Origin of the sequence: Enterococcus sp. DIV1279b (genome assembly GCF_050531515.1) — a bacterium.
GTDB classification, from domain to species: Bacteria; Bacillota; Bacilli; order Lactobacillales; family Enterococcaceae; genus Enterococcus_D; species Enterococcus_D casseliflavus.
The window spans coordinates 2,444,308-2,467,281 of sequence record NZ_CP172891.1 but is presented as its reverse complement, the minus strand read 5'-3'; the positions used below and the strand labels follow the sequence as shown (position 1 = coordinate 2,467,281).

General features: G+C 43.9%; 23 protein-coding genes and 1 riboswitch. Of the genes, 21 read left to right on the top strand and 2 right to left on the bottom strand.

Annotated elements, in window-relative coordinates; genetic code table 11:
* Nucleotides 1-5 precede the first annotated feature (5 nt).
* The 4 genes from IGI71_RS11580 to IGI71_RS11565 all read left to right on the top strand — a co-directional run bounded on the left by IGI71_RS11580 (nucleotide 6) and on the right by IGI71_RS11565 (nucleotide 2,999).
* Nucleotides 6-755, top strand: a complete 750-nt coding sequence (locus IGI71_RS11580) for a segregation/condensation protein A (RefSeq protein WP_005229314.1) — start codon at nucleotides 6-8, stop codon at nucleotides 753-755.
* Nucleotides 748-1,332, top strand: coding sequence for an SMC-Scp complex subunit ScpB (gene scpB / locus IGI71_RS11575; RefSeq protein ID WP_005229316.1), 585 nt, complete (start codon nucleotides 748-750; stop codon nucleotides 1,330-1,332). Before IGI71_RS11580 ends, scpB begins: the two co-directional genes overlap by 8 nt.
* Nucleotides 1,333-1,334: 2 nt before the next feature.
* Nucleotides 1,335-2,051 carry a pseudouridine synthase gene (locus IGI71_RS11570; protein WP_010749231.1) on the top strand — a complete coding sequence of 239 codons (717 nt, stop codon included), beginning with the start codon at nucleotides 1,335-1,337 and terminating at the stop codon, nucleotides 2,049-2,051.
* 79 nt (nucleotides 2,052-2,130) lie between these two features.
* Nucleotides 2,131-2,255: riboswitch (FMN riboswitch) on the top strand.
* Between the two features lie 150 nt (nucleotides 2,256-2,405).
* Nucleotides 2,406-2,999 carry an ECF transporter S component gene (locus IGI71_RS11565; RefSeq protein WP_010749232.1) on the top strand — a complete coding sequence of 198 codons (594 nt, stop codon included), beginning with the start codon at nucleotides 2,406-2,408 and terminating at the stop codon, nucleotides 2,997-2,999.
* 59 nt (nucleotides 3,000-3,058) lie between these two features.
* Here the strand turns inward: IGI71_RS11565 and IGI71_RS11560 are convergent, their stop codons facing one another.
* A complete protein-coding gene (locus IGI71_RS11560; RefSeq protein WP_005229322.1) occupies nucleotides 3,059-3,274 on the bottom strand; it encodes a ferredoxin in 216 nt (71 codons plus the stop codon).
* 26 nt (nucleotides 3,275-3,300) lie between these two features.
* Here IGI71_RS11560 and IGI71_RS11555 point away from each other — a divergent pair, with 26 nt between their 5' ends.
* The 15 genes from IGI71_RS11555 to IGI71_RS11485 all read left to right on the top strand — a co-directional run bounded on the left by IGI71_RS11555 (nucleotide 3,301) and on the right by IGI71_RS11485 (nucleotide 20,333).
* Nucleotides 3,301-4,296: a helix-turn-helix domain-containing protein gene (locus IGI71_RS11555; protein ID WP_194194029.1), complete on the top strand. Its 996-nt coding sequence runs from the start codon at nucleotides 3,301-3,303 to the stop codon at nucleotides 4,294-4,296.
* Nucleotides 4,290-5,672 (top strand): RecQ family ATP-dependent DNA helicase, encoded by a 1,383-nt coding sequence (locus tag IGI71_RS11550; RefSeq protein WP_010749234.1) that lies wholly within the window; start codon nucleotides 4,290-4,292, stop codon nucleotides 5,670-5,672. The genes IGI71_RS11555 and IGI71_RS11550 overlap by 7 nt, the downstream gene beginning before the upstream one ends.
* Nucleotides 5,673-5,744: 72 nt before the next feature.
* The gene (locus IGI71_RS11545; RefSeq protein ID WP_010749235.1) at nucleotides 5,745-6,362 is read left to right on the top strand and encodes a LysM peptidoglycan-binding domain-containing protein; all 618 of its coding nucleotides are present in this window, start codon (nucleotides 5,745-5,747) and stop codon (nucleotides 6,360-6,362) included.
* Between the two features lie 105 nt (nucleotides 6,363-6,467).
* Complete coding sequence (gene cmk / locus IGI71_RS11540; RefSeq protein ID WP_010749236.1) at nucleotides 6,468-7,139, top strand: (d)CMP kinase; 672 nt, start codon at nucleotides 6,468-6,470, stop codon at nucleotides 7,137-7,139.
* Between the two features lie 212 nt (nucleotides 7,140-7,351).
* Entirely contained in the window at nucleotides 7,352-8,566 is a 1,215-nt protein-coding gene (rpsA, locus tag IGI71_RS11535; RefSeq protein WP_005229333.1) for a 30S ribosomal protein S1, read from the top strand.
* A gap of 163 nt (nucleotides 8,567-8,729) precedes the next feature.
* A complete protein-coding gene (der, locus tag IGI71_RS11530; RefSeq protein WP_005231911.1) occupies nucleotides 8,730-10,040 on the top strand; it encodes a ribosome biogenesis GTPase Der in 1,311 nt (436 codons plus the stop codon).
* 234 nt (nucleotides 10,041-10,274) lie between these two features.
* Nucleotides 10,275-10,550, top strand: a complete 276-nt coding sequence (locus IGI71_RS11525; protein ID WP_003126821.1) for an HU family DNA-binding protein — start codon at nucleotides 10,275-10,277, stop codon at nucleotides 10,548-10,550.
* 568 nt (nucleotides 10,551-11,118) lie between these two features.
* The gene (ilvD, locus tag IGI71_RS11520; protein WP_010749291.1) at nucleotides 11,119-12,807 is read left to right on the top strand and encodes a dihydroxy-acid dehydratase; all 1,689 of its coding nucleotides are present in this window, start codon (nucleotides 11,119-11,121) and stop codon (nucleotides 12,805-12,807) included.
* 2 nt (nucleotides 12,808-12,809) lie between these two features.
* Nucleotides 12,810-14,510 carry a biosynthetic-type acetolactate synthase large subunit gene (gene ilvB, locus IGI71_RS11515; RefSeq protein WP_010749292.1) on the top strand — a complete coding sequence of 567 codons (1,701 nt, stop codon included), beginning with the start codon at nucleotides 12,810-12,812 and terminating at the stop codon, nucleotides 14,508-14,510.
* A gap of 4 nt (nucleotides 14,511-14,514) precedes the next feature.
* Nucleotides 14,515-14,991 (top strand): acetolactate synthase small subunit, encoded by a 477-nt coding sequence (gene ilvN, locus IGI71_RS11510; protein WP_005229349.1) that lies wholly within the window; start codon nucleotides 14,515-14,517, stop codon nucleotides 14,989-14,991.
* A 50-nt stretch (nucleotides 14,992-15,041) separates the two neighbouring features.
* Nucleotides 15,042-16,031 (top strand): ketol-acid reductoisomerase, encoded by a 990-nt coding sequence (gene ilvC / locus IGI71_RS11505; protein WP_005229350.1) that lies wholly within the window; start codon nucleotides 15,042-15,044, stop codon nucleotides 16,029-16,031.
* Between the two features lie 11 nt (nucleotides 16,032-16,042).
* Nucleotides 16,043-17,296, top strand: a complete 1,254-nt coding sequence (gene ilvA / locus IGI71_RS11500) for a threonine ammonia-lyase IlvA (protein ID WP_430615740.1) — start codon at nucleotides 16,043-16,045, stop codon at nucleotides 17,294-17,296.
* A gap of 163 nt (nucleotides 17,297-17,459) precedes the next feature.
* Nucleotides 17,460-18,506, top strand: a complete 1,047-nt coding sequence (locus tag IGI71_RS11495; RefSeq protein ID WP_010749294.1) for a hypothetical protein — start codon at nucleotides 17,460-17,462, stop codon at nucleotides 18,504-18,506.
* Nucleotides 18,507-19,766, top strand: a complete 1,260-nt coding sequence (locus IGI71_RS11490) for a tetratricopeptide repeat protein (RefSeq protein WP_060792286.1) — start codon at nucleotides 18,507-18,509, stop codon at nucleotides 19,764-19,766. It begins immediately after the preceding gene.
* A gap of 9 nt (nucleotides 19,767-19,775) precedes the next feature.
* Nucleotides 19,776-20,333 (top strand): YpiB family protein, encoded by a 558-nt coding sequence (locus IGI71_RS11485; protein ID WP_005229358.1) that lies wholly within the window; start codon nucleotides 19,776-19,778, stop codon nucleotides 20,331-20,333.
* A gap of 44 nt (nucleotides 20,334-20,377) precedes the next feature.
* Here the strand turns inward: IGI71_RS11485 and IGI71_RS11480 are convergent, their stop codons facing one another.
* Nucleotides 20,378-21,283, bottom strand: a complete 906-nt coding sequence (locus tag IGI71_RS11480) for a YitT family protein (protein ID WP_060792285.1) — start codon at nucleotides 21,281-21,283, stop codon at nucleotides 20,378-20,380.
* A 137-nt stretch (nucleotides 21,284-21,420) separates the two neighbouring features.
* On the opposite strand from IGI71_RS11480, the gene IGI71_RS11475 reads away from it, so the two are divergent.
* Both IGI71_RS11475 and IGI71_RS11470 read left to right on the top strand, forming a co-directional pair.
* On the top strand, nucleotides 21,421-21,771 hold the full coding sequence (locus IGI71_RS11475) for a nucleotide pyrophosphohydrolase (protein WP_005231912.1): 351 nt from the start codon (nucleotides 21,421-21,423) through the stop codon (nucleotides 21,769-21,771).
* Nucleotides 21,758-22,972 carry a CCA tRNA nucleotidyltransferase gene (locus tag IGI71_RS11470; RefSeq protein ID WP_005229364.1) on the top strand — a complete coding sequence of 405 codons (1,215 nt, stop codon included), beginning with the start codon at nucleotides 21,758-21,760 and terminating at the stop codon, nucleotides 22,970-22,972. The genes IGI71_RS11475 and IGI71_RS11470 overlap by 14 nt, the downstream gene beginning before the upstream one ends.
* Nucleotides 22,973-22,974: the final 2 nt, after the last annotated feature.

Here is a 22,974-nt window from a genome sequence, read left to right as displayed (position 1 = left end):
ATGGAATGGAAGAAATCAAAATAAAATTAGCTGTCTTTGAAGGACCGTTGGATTTGCTGCTTCATTTGATCAAAAAACTGGAAATCGATGTTTATGACATTCCAGTTGCAACCATCACCGAACAATACATGCAGTATATCCATGCCATGAAAATTTTAGAATTAGAAGTCGCTGGTGAATATTTAGTCATGGCGGCAACTCTGATGGCGATCAAAAGCCAGATGCTGTTACCGAAACAAGAGCTGATTGCTGAAGTGGAAGAGTACGAAGAAGATCCACGGGATATGCTGGTGGCACAGCTGCTAGAATACCGCAAATTTAAGTATGCAGCCGAACAGCTTTCCGAAAAAGCGGAAGAGCGCAGTTTGTATTATACGAAAGATCCGATGGATGTCGATGAATACAAAGAGGAAGAAGATCAGTTAAGAGCCAATCAATTCAATACGATCGATCTCTTTTTGGCTTTTCAAAAAATGATCGAGAAAAAGAAAAATCGCCAAGTGCTAGAAACCAAAATTTCTCCTGATGAAAGCACCATCGATGAAAAGATGGCGGCGATTCAGCTGGAGATGCAGCATGTCAGTGCCAAAAAAGGCCGCAGCTTTGATTCGTTTTTTACGACCTACAATAAAACAGAAGTTGTGGTAACTTTTATGGCACTATTAGAATTAATGAAAAAAGGAACGATTCGAGTAGAGCAAACAGACAATTATGCGTCGATTCTGCTCTATCCAACAGGTAAAGAAGATGAGTAAATATAGTGAATTAGAAGCGATCTTATTCGTCGTCGGTGATGAGGGGATCGGACTTGAAGAATTGAGTTACTTAGTCAAAAGCAATACTGCCAGTGTCTATCAGCATTTGCAGGAACTAAATCAGCAATATGAAGAAAATGAACATACTGCGTTGCATATTCTTGAAGTGGGCAATCATTTCATTTTGACCACCAAGAAACAATTTGCCCCTTTATTGAAGAAATATGCTGAATCACCGATGGGCAGCTCGTTGTCTCAGGCCGCTTTAGAAACGTTGTCGATCATTGCTTACAAGCAACCGATCACTCGGATGGAAGTAGAAGAGATCCGCGGCGTCCAATCCAGCGGTTCGGTTCAAAAATTGGTGGCAAAACGACTGATTGAAGAAAAAGGCCGCGTTGACGGACCAGGACGAGCGATCCTATATGGTACGACGGAATACTTTATGGATTATTTTGGCTTAAAAAGTTTGGCTGAATTACCCGATATCCAATCCATGGAAGATGAACTTGAAGAAGATGCACCGTTTGATCTTTTTTACGACCGCTACAAACAAGCAGAAACAGAAGGAGAATGAAGATGGAACGTTTGCAAAAAGTGATTGCCCATGCTGGCATCACCTCAAGAAGAAAAGCTGAAGGATTGATAACCGAAGGCCGAGTGCGCGTCAACGGGCAAGTGATCAAAGAATTAGGGGTCCAAGTTAGCTCAAAAGATGTCGTTGAAGTCGATGGTGTACCGATCGAACAAGAACAACACGTCTATTATCTATTCTACAAACCTCGTGGCGTGATCTCAGCTGTAACGGATGATAAAAAACGCAAAGTCGTTTTGGATTATTTTGCTGAAGTCCCTGAACGGGTGTATCCCGTCGGGCGCTTGGACTATGATACCTCTGGTTTGTTATTGCTGACAAATGATGGGGAATTGTCACAGACACTGATGCATCCGAAACACGAAGTCGACAAAGTGTACGTTGCCAAAGTCAAAGGGATTGCGGATAAAAAGCAGCTGCTCCCATTGACAAAAGGGATTCGGATCGAAGGCCGTAAGACGGCACCTGCTCGCTTTGAGATCTTGTCGACAGACCAAACGACGCAATCTAGTATTGTGCAATTGACGATCCACGAAGGACGCAACCATCAAGTCAAAAATATGTTAAAAGCAGTTGGTTTGCCTGTGCAAAAATTAAAACGGGAAAATTATGGTCCGTTAGATTTGAAAGGTCTTCGTCCAGGGGAATACCGAGAGCTGACGAAGAAGGAAGTCAGCCAGCTGAAAAACAGTGCAAAATAATTGAAAAGTATCTGAAAACGTAACTATTGTTAATTTTTAGATTTTGTGTATAATAGAACATGTAATAAATAGAATAAAGGTTCGTCTTCAGGGGCAGGGTGCAATTCCCGACCGGTGGTTATAGTCCACGACCTATTTCTTCGGAAATAGCTGAATCGGTGAAATTCCGATACCGACAGTACAGTCTGGATAAAGAAGATAGAGCGTATTTGATTTGCTTATGGCTATTTCGAATGCCCTCTTTTTTCCCTGTGGAAAAAAGAGGGCATTTTTTGTCTGGCGCCGACAAGAAAGCCGAGGAAATTTAATAGGTTCGTTTGAAGAGGAATCCTGAACTTAGGAGGATTTATACTGATGAACAACAAAACAAGAAAAATGGTGACGATCGCCATGTGTGCTGCTATGGGAACAATTTTGCAATTTATCGCTTTTCCGATTTTCCCAGCATTCAGCTTTTTAAAGATCGATTTTAGTGATATTCCCGTGATGATCATGATGTTTTTATTTGGTCCTTGGAGCGGGGTATTGACTGCTTTCATTCGTTCGGTGCTGCATTTGTTCTTATCTGGTTTTTCACCTGCTGATATGGTGGGGGATACGGCAAGCTTTTTAGCATCATGTGCCTTTACTTTGCCAATGTACTACTTTTTCCGCAAAGGTATTCACACCAAAAACAAAATGGTTGGTGTCATCAGCGGTATCTTGTCGGTAACGATTTTTATGAGTGTGGCGAACCTATTTGTGATCACACCGCTTTACCTGCGCTTTTTCGGGGTCACAGCCGATCAATTTTTAGGAATGTCTTTGCCGCAATATGTGGCGATCGGGATCTTACCTTTCAATTTGGTCAAAGGCGCAATCGTCAGTGCCGTCTTTTTAGCACTTCACGCCAAACTGCTGCCATGGTTGGCTCGTAAGCAGCCCCATCATTCTGCTATAGGAAAATAAAAAAATGAGCCGACTTGCTGTTGCAGACGAAAGGTCTGTCAATGGCAAGTCGGCTTTTTTTATTTTTCCATGATAATCGCACGGGTAGGGCATTTGCGATAAGCAGTTTTGACTTTTTCTTGTTGGTCTTCTATGATAAACTGTTGCCGAGCATTCGGTTCTTGGGCAAATAAAACGATCCCGTCTTCATCATAATCGAAGATCTCGGGGGCATAGATCGCACATAGGCCACAAGCAATGCAGCGCTCAGGAATAATTTTACAGCGTTGTGACATTTTTTAGTCCTTTCTGGAGGGGAAATATGGATTCTTTTATTTTAGCGCTGTTTTCTGATACTGACAAGCTGCGCCCATCGACACTTTATCAAATTCTCATTGGTAAGCGTACTAGCTCTGTCTTGAGTTATGCCTTTTTTTATGATCGCTTAGGTCTCTTTCAAGCGTTGCCCCAGTTCAATGAGAAAGCGTATCAACAGACGCTCGCGGACTTGATCCAACGAGGGGCTCTAAGTCGAGATTCAGATGGTCTGCTGCTCAAAACGACCGCTATAAACAGCCAGCAGCCAGGTGAACGATTGTTGCGGTATGCGAATTACTTTCGTTATGGACGAACGACGGAGGAGGCTTGGCGTTTTGTTCGGCTGCTGGTTCAAGCAGCTGCGTATCAAGGCGTGACCAATCAGTATATTCCCGTTGAAAACACGCCACTCTATACAGAACCTGTCCGTCAGCTGATCCGTCACGATCCTGACATCAAAAAGTGCCTGTATCAAGAGCTATCAGCAATTTTTGACCAGCTTCCCGCAGAAGTGGCAGATTTTTTAGCGGGCACCTTATCGGGTCCAGATATTCTAGGGCAGGCGTTTTTTCAGCTTTTACCAGAAAATGTTCAAAGTAAGCCTTGGGACACTCTTTATGTAGGAGCTTCGATCCATCAATTTTTAACCTTGATCGAAAAAACGCCCCTGACGATCCTGTTTCGAGGATTGTCGCCTTTTCTAAAGAGAAATTTAAACCAAAGCATGGTGGAAAGCCGATCATTGTTTTTGCGAGGCGATTCTGTCGAGCAGATTATGGAAAAAAGAAGGATCAAACGAGGAACTGTTAATGATCATTTGATTGAGTGGGCATTGCTTGATCCAACGTTTCCTTTTCAGCGCTTTGATACAGCGTTGTTGAAAAAGCTGCCAGAAGCTTCTTGGAAAAATAGCTATCAAGAATTACAGGCGCTTCTTACGACTGATTTTTTGACGATTCGTTTGTTACAGATTGCTCAGAAGCGGGGGATTCGATGTTAGAAGATGCACTGAATCAGTATTTTGGTTTCAAAACATTCCGCCAAGGACAAAAAGAAGTCATCGAAAGTGTTTTAGCACAGCAAGATACGTTAGCGATTCTGCCTACTGGGAATGGCAAAAGTCTGTGCTATCAGCTGCCAGGGTACCTAGTAGACGGGATCGTGATCATTATCTCGCCGTTAGTCTCTTTGATGGAAGATCAAGTCTACGGCTTACAAAAGCAAGGGGAAAAACGCGCGATTGCGTTTAATAGTCAATTGGACCTTGCTGATCGCCAGTATGTGATGCAGCATTTGCAGAAGTACAAGTTTTTGTTTTTAAGTCCAGAAATGATCGTACAAGAAGCTGTTTTGCATCAATTGGAACAGGTTAAGATCGCCATGCTCGTGGTGGATGAAGCCCATTGTGTTTCGCAATGGGGCATTGATTTTCGACCAGAGTACTTGCAGCTTGGTGAAGTAAAGAAACGCTTGAAGGCACCCGTTACGTTAGCATTGACGGCTACAGCAACAGCACAAGTGGAAGCAGACATACGGCAAGTATTATTAGCAAAGAACGCCAATGTCTACCGTTATTCGATGAACCGCAGCAATATCGGCTTGTTCGTAGAGCAAACGACAGACAAAGATGCGGCATTAGCAGACTATCTCAGCCGCTTAGGCGGGGCTGGGATCATCTACTGTTCCACAAGAAGCAAAGTCGAAGAAGTCTATAACAAACTGCGTCAGCGCTATTTGGTAGGCTATTATCATGGTGGTCTCGCGAGTGATCAAAGAAAAACGTTGCAGCAGCAGTTTTCTCAGAATAAATTAAAATTACTCGTTGCTACCAATGCGTTTGGGATGGGGATCAATAAGGAAGATATTCGCTTTGTGATCCATTATGATCTACCTGATTCATTAGAGAATTACAGTCAAGAAATCGGGCGAGCTGGTCGTGACGGCAAACAAAGCAATGCGATTTTGCTTTATCAGGAACATGATGAGCAGATCCATTACTTCTTTCAGCGAGAAAACAAAGAAGAACGCCTTGCTTTAGAACGAATGGTTCAGGAGAAGAGGAAAGAACCCTTGACACCGTTGCAAGAAAAGTGGCAGCAAAAAATGAAAGAGTTGGGAACTTCCTTTTGGCTGGAAACATTAAAACGCAATGAACAGCAAAAACAAGAACAATTACAGAAAATGTTGGCTTATATTCATTTTACAGGTTGTCGCCGACAATTTTTACTGGCGCATTTCGGAGAGGAAGCCCAGGAGAATCCTTATTGTTGCGACAATGACGGGATCGAAATAGCGGGTGAAGAACAGCTGCCCGAGAAAAAGGAAGCCCATCATTGGCAGGAACGTTTAATAAAAATTTTTAAAGATATAAATTGAATCGTATTTTGTAGGACAGTTTTTATTTACCTATGGTATAATACATCGGAAGGAAACTAGGAGGGAATACGAGTGAGCAAGAAAGACAATGACTACAATTCAGAAAATCAAGAACCGTGGGAACAACCAATCTATGATACAGAATACGATGATTCTGCATCAAGATCCCAACAAAGAAAACAAAAGCGTGGGAATTCACTCTTTTTGACGATCGTTTTAGTTTTGCTTTTCTTGATCGTGGCAATTCCGGTTGGTGCCGGTATTTGGGTATTGAACCATAACAATGATGCCCCAACCACAGCAAGTTCGAGCAGTACTGTAGAAAGTACGACAGAGTCTTCAACAACCGAATCATCAACGACGGAATCATCCACTACGGAATCGACAAGTGAAACGAGTTCGTCAACAAGTGAATCAAGTTCTTCTAGCAGTTTTTCTGCGCCAGCTTCATCAACACCTTCAAGCAGTGAGCCGGCACAAGAACAAAACAATGCTGGACAAGATACTACCCAAAATAACCAAGGGCAAGGCGCTGCTGGTAATGAACAGTATACCACTGTGCAAGCAGGTGAAGGTCCTGAACAAGTGGCAGCTCGTACAGGTATCTCAGTTGAAACCCTATATCAATTAAATGGGATTGATCCGAACAACTACATGCTTTACCCTGGCGACACGTTAAGAGTTAAATAAAAAACCGCTTTGGCGGTTTTTTTTCTTGAAAGAGAGAAGCCAAGGTGGACGATAAGCAGAAACGATGAAGGAATACACATCGTTGGGAAACGAGGAGTAAGAAAAATGAAAAAAATCAACATCGCTATTGATGGTCCTGCGTCATCTGGGAAAAGCACAGTGGCAAAAATCATCGCGAATGACCTGGGATTTATTTATACGGATACCGGTGCCATGTATCGAAGCATCACGTATTTAGCTTTAAAAACGGGCTGTTCACTTGAAGATGAAGCGGCGATCGCTGCTTTGATCGATCAATACCCCATCACTTTTGAACCGACTGAACACGGTCAAGAGGTCTTTGCGGGAGGAGAGCAAGTCACAGAAGCGATCCGTCAGCCAGAAGTAACCAACGCAGTTTCGAAGGTGTCGGCATACCCTGCGATCCGCGAAAAACTCGTCCAACAACAGCAGATGATCGCTAAAGATGGCGGTGTCGTGATGGATGGCCGCGATATTGGTACGGCGGTTTTACCACAAGCAGAAGTCAAAATTTTTCTGGTAGCAAGTGTGGAAGAACGCGCACAGCGCCGTTTTAAAGAAAATCAGCAAAAAGGGATCAAAACCGATTATGAGACGTTGAAAGAAGAGATCCAGCAAAGAGATTATCTGGATTCTCACAGAGAAGTCTCCCCTTTGAAACAAGCGGAGGATGCGGTTCGAATCGATACGTCTGGTTTAACGATCGAGCAAGTCGTCGAAGCAATCAAAAAAACCATCAAAGAAAAAATTGATTAACAAAAACAATGGGTGTTCCCCATTGTTTTTTTATTTTTCGAAACCAAAAGATGAAAGTGAGTAAGAAAACAGAGGTGAAAAGACTTTTTTAACGAAAAAACCGTAGTTTTTTAGGAAAATAAGAGAAATCGCTTTATTTTTTTTTCATTCTATTTTAAACTAAAAGATGTAGTGCAATTATTGCAGAATTGTTGGTTAGGAGGACATGAGAGATGACAGAATTTGAAAATAATCAGGTTGAGAGTGGAAATGAATCAATGGAAGCCGCTTTAGACAATTTCCAAGAAGTAAAAGTTGGAGATATCGTTAAAGGTGAGGTATTGGCCATTGAGGATAAACAAGCGATCGTAGGGATCGAAGGCGCCGGCGTTGAAGGCGTTGTTCCTGCAAAAGAATTATCAACTTTACCTGTTGAAGACATCAACGAAGCAGTCAAAGTTGGGGATGTCTTAGAATTGGTTGTGATTTCAGCAATTGGTAAAGACAAAGAAAACGGCAGCTATCTCCTTTCTAAACGTCGCTTAGACGCGAAAAAAGTTTGGGAAGATATCGAAAAAGATTTCCAAGAAGGAAAAATCATTGAAGCACCAGTCACCAACGTCGTTAAGGGCGGGTTAGTGGTTGATGTAGGTGTTCGTGGGTTTGTCCCAGCATCAATGGTCGAAGACCATTTTGTTGCGGATTTCGAAGATTACAAAGGGAAAACATTGACCTTCAAAATCGTTGAGATCGAGCCTTCAGAAAACCGTTTGATCCTTTCTCATAAAGCAGTTGTCGAAGCAGAAAAAGCAAAACAAAAAGAAGCTTTATTAGCTGATTTATATGAAGGACAAGAAGTAGAAGGAAAAGTAGCGCGTTTGACCGACTTTGGTGCCTTCGTAGACCTTGGCGGCATCGATGGACTTGTCCATGTCTCTGAAATTTCTCATGGACATGTTGGCAAACCGAGTGATGTTTTATCTGTTGGCGATACCGTCAATGTGCGTATCTTATCTGTTGATGCAGACAAAGAACGTGTGTCACTTTCGATCAAAGACACATTGCCTGGACCTTGGACCAATATTGAAGAGCAAGCGGCTGTTGGCAGTGTCTTGACGGGGACTGTTAAACGCTTGACAAGCTTCGGTGCGTTTGTGGAAGTCTTCCCAGGTGTTGAAGGGCTGATCCATATTTCACAAATCTCCCATAAACACATTGCGACACCACATGAAGTCTTACAAGAAGGTGATGAAGTGCAAGTGAAAGTGCTTGAAGTGAACCCTTCAGAACACCGAATCGCATTAAGTATCAAAGCATTAGAAAAAGCCGAAAACACCAATGAAACACAAGAGGTTTCAGAGGATGATTATCAATTGCCAGAAGAATCAACTGGTTTTACTATGGGTGATATCTTAGGCGATGCCTTAAAAGACAGCGACGAAGAGTAATTGTATGCCATCAGCTTATAACGATTCGATGTTTGAATTTGTTATAAGCTGGTTTTTTGTTTGTCAGGAAAGCTTGCAACTTTCCATGGCTTTAGGTAAACTAAGTAAGATTGAATACAAGAAGCAGCGTACAAGGACTGCTTTTTTAAATGGAGGGTAAAAAATGTCAAATCCAACAATAGCGATCGTTGGACGTCCGAATGTGGGGAAATCGACCATTTTCAACCGGATAGCTGGAGAACGAATTTCGATCGTTGAGGATACTCCAGGAGTGACCAGAGATCGTATTTATGCCACTGGTGAATGGCTAGGCCGTGAGTTTAGCGTGATCGATACAGGTGGGATCGATTTAAGTGATGAGCCGTTTATGGATCAAATCAAGCATCAAGCAGAAATCGCCATCGATGAAGCAGATGTCATTGTTTTTATTACGAGTGCTCGTGAAGGAGTAACCGATGCTGATGAGCTTGTGGCTCGTTTGCTGTACAAAAGCAATAAACCCGTGATTTTAGCCGTCAACAAAGTTGATAATCCCGAGATGCGTACCGACATCTATGAATTTTATGGTTTGGGTCTAGGCGATCCATACCCAATCTCAGGAAGTCATGGATTAGGGATCGGGGATGTCCTTGATGAAGCTGTCAAACACTTCACCAATGAAGCAGAAGAAGAAGATGATTCCATCATCAAGTTTAGTTTGATTGGTCGACCAAATGTCGGTAAATCCTCTTTGATCAATGCAATTCTTGGGGAAGAGCGAGTGATCGTTTCTGATATCGAAGGAACGACTCGTGATGCGATCGATACCCATTTTACCAGCGAAAGCGGTCAAGAATTTACCATGATTGATACGGCAGGGATGCGTAAAAAAGGGAAGGTCTACGAGTCTACTGAAAAATACAGTGTGATGCGGGCGATGCGGGCCATTGAACGCTCAGACGTCGTCTTGATGGTCTTGAACGCCGAAGAAGGGATTCGCGAGCAAGACAAACGGATCGCTGGCTATGCCCATGAAGCAGGCCGTGGAATCATTATTGTTGTCAATAAATGGGATACATTGAAAAAAGAAACGAATACGATGCGTGATTTTGAAGAAGAAATCAGAGATGAATTCCAATATTTGGATTACGCGCCAATCATTTTTGTTTCCGCAGTGACGAAACAGCGCTTGAATAAGCTGCCGCAATTGATTGAAGAAGTCAGCATGAATCAAAACATGCGTATTCCATCTGCGTTGTTGAATGACGTCATTATGGACGCTGTGGCGATCAACCCAACCCCAACAGACAAAGGCAAACGTTTGAAGATTTTTTATGCGACGCAAGTAGCTGTCAAACCGCCAACTTTTGTTATTTTTGTCAACGAAGAAGAACTGATGCATTTCTCTTATGCACGTTTCTTAGAAAATCAAATCCGCAAGGCATTCACTTTTGAAGGAACGCCGATTCGGATCATTCCTCGCAGAAGAAAATAGAGATTTTATCATACTTTGTTTCTTTTTACAAAGAAATCTGTCCTTTTCTAGAAAAATGGGAAAAAACCAAAAAAAAACCCCCTAAAAACGTTAAAATCCTTGATATTACAAGGTTCTTATGATAACGTTATATCAGAATATTGATGGTAATCAATATTTGACAAAAACCTTGGACCACTCAAGATTTTTGTTGATGCATGACATCAAAAAAAATATCAGGAGGTGAAACCATCCATGGCAAATAAAGCAGAATTAATCGAAAAAGTTGCAGCAGCTACTGACTTAACTAAGAAAGACGCAACTGCAGCAGTAGACGCTGTATTCTCAACAATTCAAGACGCTTTAGCTAACGGTGAAAAAGTTCAATTGATCGGCTTTGGTAACTTTGAAGTTCGTTCTCGTGCAGAACGCAAAGGACGCAACCCACAAACTGGTGAAGAAATCAAGATCCCTGCTAGCAAAGTACCTGCATTCAAACCAGGTAAAGCTCTTAAAGACGCAGTGAAATAATTGAGTCTTGTAGAAACCCTTGAGTAATCAAGGGTTTTTTCTTTTGTCTAACTAGGAACTGCCACCATGCAGGCGGATCGAATGGGAAAAGAAACGGTTATTATTGTCAGAAAATTCAAAAATATTTTTTGTTTTTCTTTTGATCTAAAAAAAACAAGGGTTGCGGGCACACCCTAAATTCTCAAGCAAGAATAAAGGTGATTTAAAAGTCATTTTTATCAAAAGAAGCAAGCGATTAAATGACATCTAATGTGAGGAAGGGTTCCTTGAAATTGTCATTATTGAAAAAAAATTCAGAAAATTCGTTGACAAGTGTTTTTGCAAAGGGTATATTGGTAAACAATTACAAGAACGTTACTATTTCTAATGAAGGAGCCATTTTCTATGCGCAATTTTAATCAATATTTATTAGTCATTATTATTGATACCAGGACTTAGAACACGGAAGCAAAAATTATCCGTTTGTTTGAGTCCTATTTGCGTAAGTAAAATGGGATTCTGGCAAAGCATCCCAGTTTTTTATAACCGGGATGCTTTTTTTTATTCCAAAATGCAGGAGATGATGAGTGTGAGAAGTGATCAGATTAAAAAAGGGATCGATGCAGCGCCAGCTAGGAGTCTGCTCTATGCCACAGGACAAGTAAAAAATATCCATGACATGAACAAGCCATTTATTGCGATATGTAATTCCTATATCGATATTGTGCCTGGACATGTGCATTTACGGGAGTTAGCAGATATCGCTAAGGAAGCGATTCGTGAAGCTGGCGGCATCCCTTTTGAGTTCAATACGATCGGTGTGGATGATGGCATTGCGATGGGCCATATTGGCATGCGTTATTCGCTACCCAGCCGAGAATTGATCGCTGATTCCGCAGAAACCGTGATCAATGCTCACTGGTTTGACGGCGTATTTTATATCCCGAATTGCGACAAGATCACTCCTGGCATGATTTTAGCAGCGATGCGGACGAACGTACCGGGGATCTTTTGTTCTGGCGGTCCGATGAAAGCCGGTATTGATCCACGGGGCCACCAGATAACCTTGTCTTCCATGTTTGAAGCCGTGGGGACTTACAAGACTGGCAACATGACGAAAGAAGACTTTGAATTTATGGAGCAAAATGCCTGTCCGACTTGCGGTTCCTGTGCAGGGATGTTTACTGCCAATTCAATGAACTGTCTCTTAGAGATCTTAGGATTGGCAATGCCAGGCAATGGTACGATTCTTGCCGTGTCTGAAGAACGACGAGAACTAGTTAGACAAGCCGCCTTTAAGTTGATGGATCTTGTTGAAAAACAAGTGAAACCTCGAGACATCGTGACCAAAGAAGCTATTGATGATGCCTTCGCTTTAGACATGGCGATGGGGGGTTCCACCAACACAGTGCTGCATACCTTAGCGATCGCCAATGAAGCTGAGATCGATTATGACTTAAGACGGGTCAATGAAATCGCTAAAAGAGTGCCTTATCTCTCAAAAATCGCGCCATCATCAGCCTATTCGATGCACGATGTTCATGAAGCTGGCGGCGTTTCGGCAATCATAAGGGAGCTTTGTGATATCGAGGGAGCGATTCATCCTGATCGACCGACTGTCACAGGCAAGACGTTACGAGAAAATGTCGCTGAAGCGAAGATCCACAACGAAGAAGTTATTCATCCCAAAGAAAACCCGTATAGTCCTGTGGGTGGTCTATCGATCTTGTACGGTAATATCGCCCCAGAAGGCAGTGTCATCAAGGTCGGTGGGGTCGATCCAAGTGTCCAAGTGTTCAAAGGCAAAGCGATCTGTTTTGATTCACATGATGAAGCAGTTGCTGCCATCGACAATCATACCGTACAAAAAGGACATGTTGTAGTGATCCGCTATGAGGGACCAAAAGGAGGACCAGGTATGCCAGAAATGTTGGCGCCTACCTCAAGTATCGTTGGACGTGGGTTAGGCAAAGATGTCGCCTTGATCACCGATGGCCGCTTTTCAGGAGCGACCCGAGGAATCGCCGTGGGCCATATTTCGCCAGAAGCCGCTGCAGGGGGTCCATTAGGCCTTGTCAACGATGGCGATGAAATCATTATAGATTTACCAAATCGAACGCTGAATCTGCAAGTATCCGATGAAGAGCTTGCCGAGCGCGCGCAAGAACGACCGAAGTTTCGTTCAAAAGTGAAAAAAGGATGGCTTGCACGTTATACCGCTTTAGTGACTTCTGCCAATACGGGCGGGATTATGCGAGTACCTGATGAGGAGGAGTAGCAATGGAAAATATCGAGTATCAAGCATCGCATCTAAGGACTGGCGCACAAGTATTAGTGGACAGCTTACAAGAGCAAGGCGTCGAAATGATCTTTGGCTATCCGGGCGGCGCCGTCCTGCCGTTATATGATCAATTATATGATGCAGCGATTCCGAATATTTTGACGCGTCACGAGCAAGGCGCGATCCACGCCGCTGAAGGCTATGCCAAAGCTACTGGCAATGTTGGGGTCGTTTTAGTGACGAGCGGACCAGGTGCTACAAATGTCGTCACGGGCATTGCCGATGCTATGAGTGATTCCGTACCATTGGTAGTTATCACGGGACAAGTGGCGGTACCAGGAATTGGCAAAGATGCCTTCCAAGAGGCGGATATTCTGGGTATCACGTTGCCGATCACGAAGCACAACTACCAAGTCCGCTGTGTCGATGAGCTGCCAAAAGTGATCGCTGAAGCCTTTCATATCGCTTCCACAGGGCGAAAAGGACCGGTTGTCATCGACCTTCCGAAAGATATTACCTTACAAGAAACCGCTGAAACCTGCTCGTTGCCAATCACAAGGAAAAGCTATCAACCAACGGCAGAGCCTTCCCGTCTGCAAATCGAAAAACTGATGCAAGTCTTGGAAAAAGCTCAGCGACCAGTGGTATTGGCGGGTGCAGGCGTGATCGCTGCCGAAGCTGCGGCTGAACTAAATGCATTTATTGCCAAGTACAAGTTGCCGACAGTGACAACGTTGCTTGGCTTAGGCTTACTGCCAAGTGATCATCAATTTTTCTTAGGCATGGGCGGTATGCATGGCACCTATGCGGCGAACATGGCTTTATCAGAAGCCGATTTGATTATCAATATCGGCTCTCGCTTCGATGATCGCTTAGCAACGGCCGGCAGTCAGTTCGGCAAGCAGGCCATCGTTGCTCATATCGATATTGACCCAGTGGAGATCGGCAAGATCGTAGAAACAAAGATCCCAATCGTCGGCGATGCCAAGGCTGCTTTGCAGCAAATGCTGCGGTACCCACCAACAAGAGGAACCTGGACGACTTGGTTGGATCTATGCCAAAAACGGAAAAAGGAAAAACCTTATCGCTATGATCGCACTCAGACACAAGAAATCAAACCACAAAAAGTCATCGAAGAAGTAGGGCGTTTGACCAAAGGAGAGGCTTACGTCATCACCGATGTTGGTCAGCATCAAATGTGGGTCGCGCAGTATTATCCTTTTCGCTTTCCCAAACAATTGATCACCAGTGGCGGACTAGGGACGATGGGCTATGGCATCCCTGCAGGAATCGGCGTTCAATTTGCTCATCCAGAAAAAATGGTCGTGGTGTTCGTTGGCGATGGTGGATTTCAAATGACGAACCAAGAATTTGCGATTTTGAATGAGTATGGCTTGAATGTCAAATTTGTGTTATTGAACAACTGCTCTTTAGGAATGGTTCGCCAATGGCAAGAAACATTCCATGGCAAGCGGCGCTCTGCCTCCGTTTTTGCGCAGCAGCCTGATTTTGTCAAACTGGCACAGGCTTATGGCATTGAAGGCTGTCGGATCGATGCCCCAGAGCAACTGGCTGATCAATTGGCAGCAGCTTTTTCTCAAGCAGGGCCGCAGCTGATCGAAGTAATGGTCTCGCCATCTGAGCATGTGCTACCGATGATCCCACCGGGGAAAGCCAATCATGAAATGATGGGGGTCTAAGGGGATGAAACGGGTATTAGCAGCAATCGTCCATAATGAAGCAGGTGTTTTGAGCCGTATCACGAGTGTCTTAAACCGCCGGCAGGTCAATATCGAGAGTATCTCTGTCGGCACAACGGAACGGCCAGAATTTTCACGAATGACGATCATTGTCAACGTGAACGATTTGGCAGAAACAGAACAAGTGACTAAGCATTTGAACAAGCAGATCGATGTCTTGAAGGTTTCTGATATTACAGAAGTTCCTCATATCGAACGGGAGCTGGTGCTGATCAAAGTCAATGCGCCAACCACAAGCCGTTCGGAGATCCAAGCAGTGATCGATCCATTTCGAGCACACATTGTCGATGTGGCACTGAAAACGATCGTTGTGCAAGTTGCCGGCGATACGAAAAAGGTAGAAGCATGCATCGAAGTTTTACGTCCATACGGCATCAAACAATTGGCACGGACGGGTGTCACTGGCTTTACAAGAGGGTAAGTGCAATTTTGAATTGCTTAAAATAAAGAAAGAATTCGGAGGAAACAAGTATGGTAAAAGTATATTACAACGAGGAAGTTACAGATAATCTAGGAGACAAGAAGATTGCGATCGTCGGCTACGGCTCTCAAGGGCACGCTCATGCGCAAAATTTACGGGACACAGGTCATGAAGTCTTTATCGGCATTCGTGAAGGAAAATCAGCGGAAGCCGCAAGAAACGATGGATTTGAGGTTTTCCCAGTAGCCGAAGCCGTTCAAAAAGCGGATGTAGTCATGATCTTGGCACCCGATGAGATCCAAGGATCGTTGTATAAAAATGAGATCGAACCGAATCTTTCTGCGGGCAATGCATTAGCATTTGCTCATGGTTTCAATATTCATTTTGATGTGATCGCGCCACCAAAAGAGGTGGATGTTTTTCTAGTTGCGCCAAAAGGACCAGGTCATTTGGTGCGTCGAACCTTTACCGAAGGGTTTGCGGTACCAGCCTTGTTTGCAGTTTATCAAGATGCGACTGGTAACGCACAAGCAACGGCTTTATCCTATGCAAAAGGCATTGGTGCCACAAGGGTCGGCGTTTTGGAAACGACCTTTAAAGAAGAGACCGAAACCGATCTTTTCGGTGAGCAAGCCGTACTTTGTGGCGGTTTGACCAGTATGATCGAAGCGGGCTTTGAAACATTGGTAGAAGCGGGGTACCAACCGGAATTGGCTTATTTTGAAGTTTGTCATGAATTGAAACTGATCGTTGACTTGATTTATGAAGGAGGCTTCAAAAAAATGCGCCATTCGATCTCGAATACGGCTGAGTATGGTGACTACGTTTCTGGTGCTCGGGTGATCACTGCACAAGCCAAAGAAAACATGAAAGCCGTATTGACAGACATCCAAAACGGCCAATTTGCGAAAGGATTCATTGAAGACAATCAAAACGGCTTCCCTGAATTCCATAAAATGCGTGAGGAAAACGGCAATCATCAAATTGAAAAAGTCGGCAGCGAGTTACGGAAAATGATGCCGTTTGTTGCGAAAGATTAGGAGGGACGCGTTTGTTGGTGACAGTTTCTGCAATCGAACAAGCCTACGAGCGACTGCGGGGAGCAGTTAGTCATACGCCGCTGCAGTATGATCGCTTTTTATCTGAGAAGTATCAAGCGACGGTCTTGTTGAAGCGAGAGGACTTGCAAAAAGTCCGCTCCTTCAAATTACGCGGTGCCTACTATGCGATCACCCAGGCAGATCCTGAACTGACTCGTCGTGGCGTCGTCTGTGCCAGTGCCGGAAACCATGCGCAAGGTGTTGCTTATACCTGTCAAGAACAGCAGATCCGAGCGGTTATTTTCATGCCGACAACGACGCCACAGCAAAAAATCGCGCAAGTCCTCTTTTTCGGTGGAGATTATGTCAAAATCGAATTGGTGGGAGATACGTTTGATGCGGCAGCCCAAGCGGCTAAACACTTTGCAAAAGAACAGCAAATGGCCTTCATTGCTCCCTTTGACGATCCTAATATTATCGCAGGACAAGGAACCGTTGCTGTGGAGATGCTGGCGGATGCTGAAAAAAAACAAGTAACGATCGATCTGGTCGTGGCAGCGATTGGCGGGGGCGGCTTGATCAGCGGAACCGCAGCCTATTTGAAAGAAAAGCAACCGAAGATAAAAGTTGTTGGAGCAGAACCTGTAGGGGCCGCCTCGATGCAAGCCGCCTTTGATCATCAAGGACCAGTGGCGCTGGAGCATATTGAAACCTTTGTGGATGGTGCAGCGGTCAAACAAGTCGGAGCTCAAACCTATGCCCATGCCAAACGCTACGTGGATCAATTGGTAGCTGTGGAAGAAGGCGCAATCTGTCAAACGATTCTGGAATTGTACAGCAAGCAAGCGATCGTCGCTGAACCAGCTGGTGCCTTGAGTGTGGCAGCTTTGGATCTGATCAAAGAGCAAATCAAAGGCAAAACAGTCGTCTGTATTGTGAGTGGTGGTAACAATGATAGTTCCCGTATGGCAGAGATCGAAGAGAAATCACTGATCTATCAAGGATTGAAACATTATTTTATCGTCAATTTCCCACAACGTCCCGGTGCGTTGAAGGAATTTGTTAGCCATGTATTAGGTCCCGATGATGATATCACTAGGTTTGAATATACAAAAAAAATCAATCGTGGAACAGGACCAGTAATGCTGGGAATCTTGTTGAGACACAAAAAAGATCTCCCCGCATTACTGTCACGAATTGAACAGTTTGACCAAAACTATATCAACCTTCAGCAAAATCAATCACTCTACTCACTTTTGGTTTAAGAAAAAACATGATTTTCCTTTGGAAGAAGAGGAAATCATGTTTTTTGCTTTTTATCGGATCGTTCAACCAATCACAGGAAAATACTTCCTAATCATTAGCGATTTAGTAGGTGTTTAAGCGGCTTCTTGTTATAATAGAAAGTAGTAGCAAAGGAGTGAGCCGATGGAAGCTGTTTTTTTCCGAAATGAACAAGAAACCCAAATTTCTTATGGTGAAACACTAGCATCGGTCATGAGAGAACAGTCGATCGAGCCGCAGCAGGTGATCATTTTGACGAATCAGCGCTATTATGACCGCTTTTCAGAAAAATTGACCCGCCTGTTTTTGCCACGAGAGGTCAATTGGTATATTTGTACCAATCAAATGTATTGCAACAACTTTAGCGAGTTTAAAGCTGCAATGGATTTCTTCGGTCGCTTTTCAAAACAAGAGCCGCTGTTGATCGTCGGTTTTGGGAATGAAGGCGTGTTGGCATTGAGCAGTTTTATCCACGCGACGTCGGTTCTGACGACACAGCTTTGGCTGATTCCCGTTTCCTTGCGGGCCTTAGCTAAAAGTGTGAAAGAAACAGCGATCGTTGTGAAAAAGCCAGATATCCCGATGCTGGAAAATCCTAATACACCCGAATTTGTTATTTACGATCAGACGATCGCAGAAAAACAGATCGATGGGAAATTGGTCGATTTTTTGACTCTGATTCGTTGTGGCGTGCTTGCCGATAGTGAGTTTTTAAAAGAGCTTTATCGAACCTATCCCAGTCATCAGGCGTTGATGAGACATTCGTTGGCTGCGTATACCGATCGGTTGATCCAACTATACCAGCAATCAGGCAGCGAATTGGAAGAGTTTGGCCAACTCTTTGCCGATGCTGCTTATCGAACGGAAAATGGGCACTTGTTGTCTGATGCGATGAAATTATTCTTTGGCTTTTTGTTTCATTTTATGTGGACCGTCCAGCAGCAATTGACTGTCGATCTGCCCGTGTTCTGCCAATGGCTTGCCCGATTGGGTTTTCCTATCGAATTGCCCGAGTCTTTTTCATTAAGCGAATATTTCAGTCATGTACTGGAATTGCAGCAAAAAGAAAAAAAACTGTTATTTTTGGCAAAAGTTGGTACAATAGGGGGCAGAACGAAAATCGAGGAAAAAGATCTCGTCCAGACGATGGAGACTTATCAGCGATTAATCAATGAGATTCGAGGGGTTTAAATGGAAACATATAGTGAAAAAATGTTAAAAGCATTAGCCGCGGAAGAACTGGCTGAAGCACAATTAAATTTTACCGAAGCTCTGCAAAAAGATGATGATGAGACATTAGGCGCTTTAGGTGATGAACTATTGCAGATCGGCTTTTTGGAAGAGGCGAAAACGTTGTTTGAAACCTTGCAGCAACGACATCCTGATAATGAAGCTTTGCTGCTTCCTTTAGCAGAAATTGCGATGGAAGAAGACCAGATCGAAACGGCTTTTGCCTATATTGATCAAATACCACCGACCAGTGAAGCGTATTTGCAAGCCTTGCTATTGAGTGCGGATCTTTACCAATTGATCGGTATCCCTGAAGTTAGTGAAGCCAAACTAAAAGAAGCGCAAAGCATTGTGCCAGATGAACCTTTGATACGGTTTGCCTTAGCTGAGTTAGCCTTTTCGACTGATCGCTATCAAGAAGCCGTTGACCTTTATCAAGGATTGCTGGAAGAAGAAATCACGGATATTTCGGGGATCTCGATCGTTGAACGGACTGGTACATCATTGAGTATGGCGGGCAAGTTTGAAGAGGCATTGGAATATTTTGAAGCAAGCCTAGAAGACGAACAGACCGATGAGCGTCTCTTTCAAACAGCTTTAGTCTATTTGCAGCTAAAAGAAAATGAACAAGCGATTCGCTACTTGCAGCAGTTGCGGGTCATGAATCCGCAATACCGTGCCTTGTATCTTTATCTTGCAGAAGCATTGCAAGAAGAAGAGCAGCTGGAAGAAGCGCAGCGTGTGATCGAAGAAGGGATTCATGAAGATCCATATCAAGTGGATTTCTATCATTTTGCTGCCGAGAATGCTTACCGACTTCATGACAGTGAAGCAGCAGAATCATTTTTACTGAAAGCACTGGAGACTGGTGACAAAGAAGATGATACGTTACTGACCTTAAGTAATTTATACTTGAATGAAGAGCGTTGGCAAGAAGCGATCTGGACCATCGAACGAATGGAAGACAATGAACAGCCGCATGCCCTTTGGAATTTGGCGCAAGCGTATAATGCGCTGGAAGATTTTGACAAAGCAGCAAACTATTACGAAGAAGCCAATGCTGATTTGCACCATGAGCCAGCATTTATGAAAGAATATGGCATTTTCTTACGTGAAGAAGGGCGTTTGCCTGAAGCACTTCATTTGCTGCAGCATTATTTGGCGCATGAGCCAGGTGATTTAGAAGTACAGTCGATCGTGGAGGACTTATTAGAAAGATAGGTGAGAGAAATGAACATCAATGTACAAGAAAAGAAAAAGTTTCTTAATTGGTTAGTTTCGACCGTTTCCTTCAGCCGCCGAGAAGTCTCTTGGGTGTTAAACTATCTGGCGAACCATGAAGCGATCTTGACCAATGTTCATTTTGTAGAAGGGGCAGCCGCAGCCAAACGGGGCTTGAGTGTCCGCAGTACAGAAATTGGGGGCGAACCGTTTGTCTTGAGCATCGAAGGGCAGACCTTTTATGACATTGATCAGATTTTTCATGAGATTCGCATGAATTGGAAACAACCTTTGTATCTTGAATGTCTCTTCCCAGATTCTTGGTCGCAATCCTTTTATTTAGCAGTTTTAGAAGACAATCCTTATGAACGTTGGAACGACCACTTGGATCAAGAAATGACCCAACATGTTACCCAGTATCTTGAAAAAGAAGAAACAAAAACCAAAATCGATACCTTGTATCGGCAAATCGATCTAGCCTTGGAAAATGGGGATCGTGATGCCTTCTTAGAACTTTCGGATGAAGTAAATAGACACTTGCTCCAGCAAAAAGAAGAAAGCCGTTAACAAGCAAAAAGCAGCCCTTTAACCGGGGCTGCTTTTTTCAGTCTCTATTTTGTTTTAGAAACAGCGGTTTTGCGCTGTAAGAACCGCGACTTAGGTCTTAAGTAGGTAAAGCCTTCACCTTCGACTTCATGGACATTAATGACAGAAACAAACGCTTGCGGATCAAAGTCATGAACGATGCGCTTGACTTCAGAAATCTCCCGCCCGCTGACCACCATATAAATGATTTGTTTCGACACTCTTGAGTAAGCCCCTTCGCCCTGTAAAAACGTGACGCCTCGTTCTAATTCATCCATTAAAACAGGAGCCATCTCTTCGCTGTGATTGCTGATCACTAAGATCCCTTTGGCTGAATAGCCGCCATCTAGGATCGAATCGATCACGCGCGTGAAGACATAAGAAAAAATCAAGGTATACATCATGCGGTTCAAATCTATATAAGTCAAAGAAAGCAACAGGACGAACACATCAAAGATCAAAAGGGAACGACCGATTGTCACCCCAAAGTTTTTCTCTAAAATACGTGCCAATACATCGACTCCACCAGTCGTTCCCCCGACTTTGTAGACGATCCCACTACCGATCCCTGCAATCAAACCAGCCAAGAGCGCAACGATCAGCAGATCGTGCTGCAGATCGATCAACAGGGGAACACTCTGCCAAAATGCCAACCAAAAAGACAAACCAAAAGTTCCTAAAATCGTATACACTAATGAGCGTCGACCAAGAATTTTGCCACCGATCAAAATGATCGGAATATTTAAGATCAGTGTACTGATGGCAGGATTGATTCCCCATAAGGCTCGCATGATCAAGGTGATCCCCGTCACACCGCCTTCTGCTAAGTCATTTGGGATATTTAGATAGACTAGACCGAAGCCATAGATACTTGTACCAAAAATAATCAAAACAATATCGCGAATCGTTCGCCATGAAAAAAATGCCCGCATCCTGTTTCCTCCGTTATTCAACTTCCACAAGTATCAATGTAGCACGAAATCATTGAATGCACAACAAATCCTGAAGGGGGATCTATCTAGGCAGGCAGCCATTCTTTTGGTAAGATAAACGAGAAAGGGTGGAGAAAATGACAGAAAAACGTTCTTTGGCATCGATGCAAGAAGAAGTCGATGCGTATATTCAGCAATTCAAAACTGGCTATTTCAGCCCCCTCGCCCAAATGGCTCGTTTGACCGAAGAAGTCGGCGAATTGGCGCGAGAAGTGAATCACTATTACGGGGAAAAAAATAAAAAAAGCGATGAAGTTGAAAAAACAGTGGCAGAAGAGCTCGGTGATGTACTCTTTGTGACGATGATCATGGCCAATTCACTAGACATCGACCTGACTGAAGTGTTTGAGGAAAATATGGCAAAATTCAATCAGCGGGATGCGTATCGTTTTGAAAGAAAAGATGGGAAAGTAAATGAAACTGACTAAACTACCAAAAGAATTTGCAGAAGCTGCACCGCTTTTAAAAAAAATCGAAGCCGCAGGCTATGAAGCATACTTTGTCGGCGGCAGCGTGCGAGACACGATCTTAGGCCAGCCGATTCATGATGTCGATATTGCTACCAGTGCATTTCCAGCCGAAATCAAGGCGCTTTTTCCTCGAACCATTGACATTGGCATCGAGCATGGAACGGTGTTGGTTTTGTGGGAGCAGGCGCAGTATGAGATCACTACGTTTCGAACGGAAGCAGCCTATCAAGATTACCGCAGACCCGACAAAGTGGATTTTGTCCGTTCCCTGAAAGAAGATCTAAAACGGCGGGACTTTACCATCAATGCGTTGGCACTTCAAGAAGATGGTGTCATCATTGATCTTTTCGATGGTCTGGCAGATATCGATAATCAAATCTTACGAGCAGTGGGTCACCCCCAGGAACGTTTCCATGAGGACGCCCTACGAATGATGCGGGGGCTGCGTTTTGTCAGTCAATTGGGCTTTGTTTTAGAAACAGAAACATTGGCTGCTATCCATGCGAATCATGCCTTGTTGGGAAAAATCTCTGTTGAACGGATCATGATTGAATTCGTGAAATTGCTGTTAGGCAATCATCGGAACCAAGCACTACGGGCGCTAGTAGAAACCGAATGCTATATCTATTGCCCAGGCTTGCGGGAATACGGTGAGGCGTTACTGCGGATGGCAGACCTGCCAGCGATCCCATTAGAAAACGAAACGGCGGCCTGGGTTTTGCTCATTGACCAAATGGGTTTAGCGCCAGAGGCAGTCCGCAGCTTTTTAAAAGCTTGGAAATGTTCCAATGACTGCATCCGCCAAGTACACACGGCTTATCAAGCACTGCTCGCGCGTCGAAATGGCGAATGGAATGACCTAGTGTTGTATCAGTTCGGTCTAGAAGCAACCTGTTTAGCCGAAGGATTATTGCGTTATGACAATCAGCCCAACGATCCAGCAAAAATCAGTCAGCGCTATCAGCAGCTGCCGATCCATTCACTGAAGGAGTTGGCGATCAATGGACGTGATTTACTACAAACGATCGATCGTTCTTCTGGTCCGTGGCTCAAAGAAGTCTTGACCGCTGCCGAAGCTGCAGTCATCACACGAAAAATCCCTAATGAAAAAGAAGCACTATTAGCGTTTGTCCAAGCGTATTTAGCAAAGGAGGGATAACT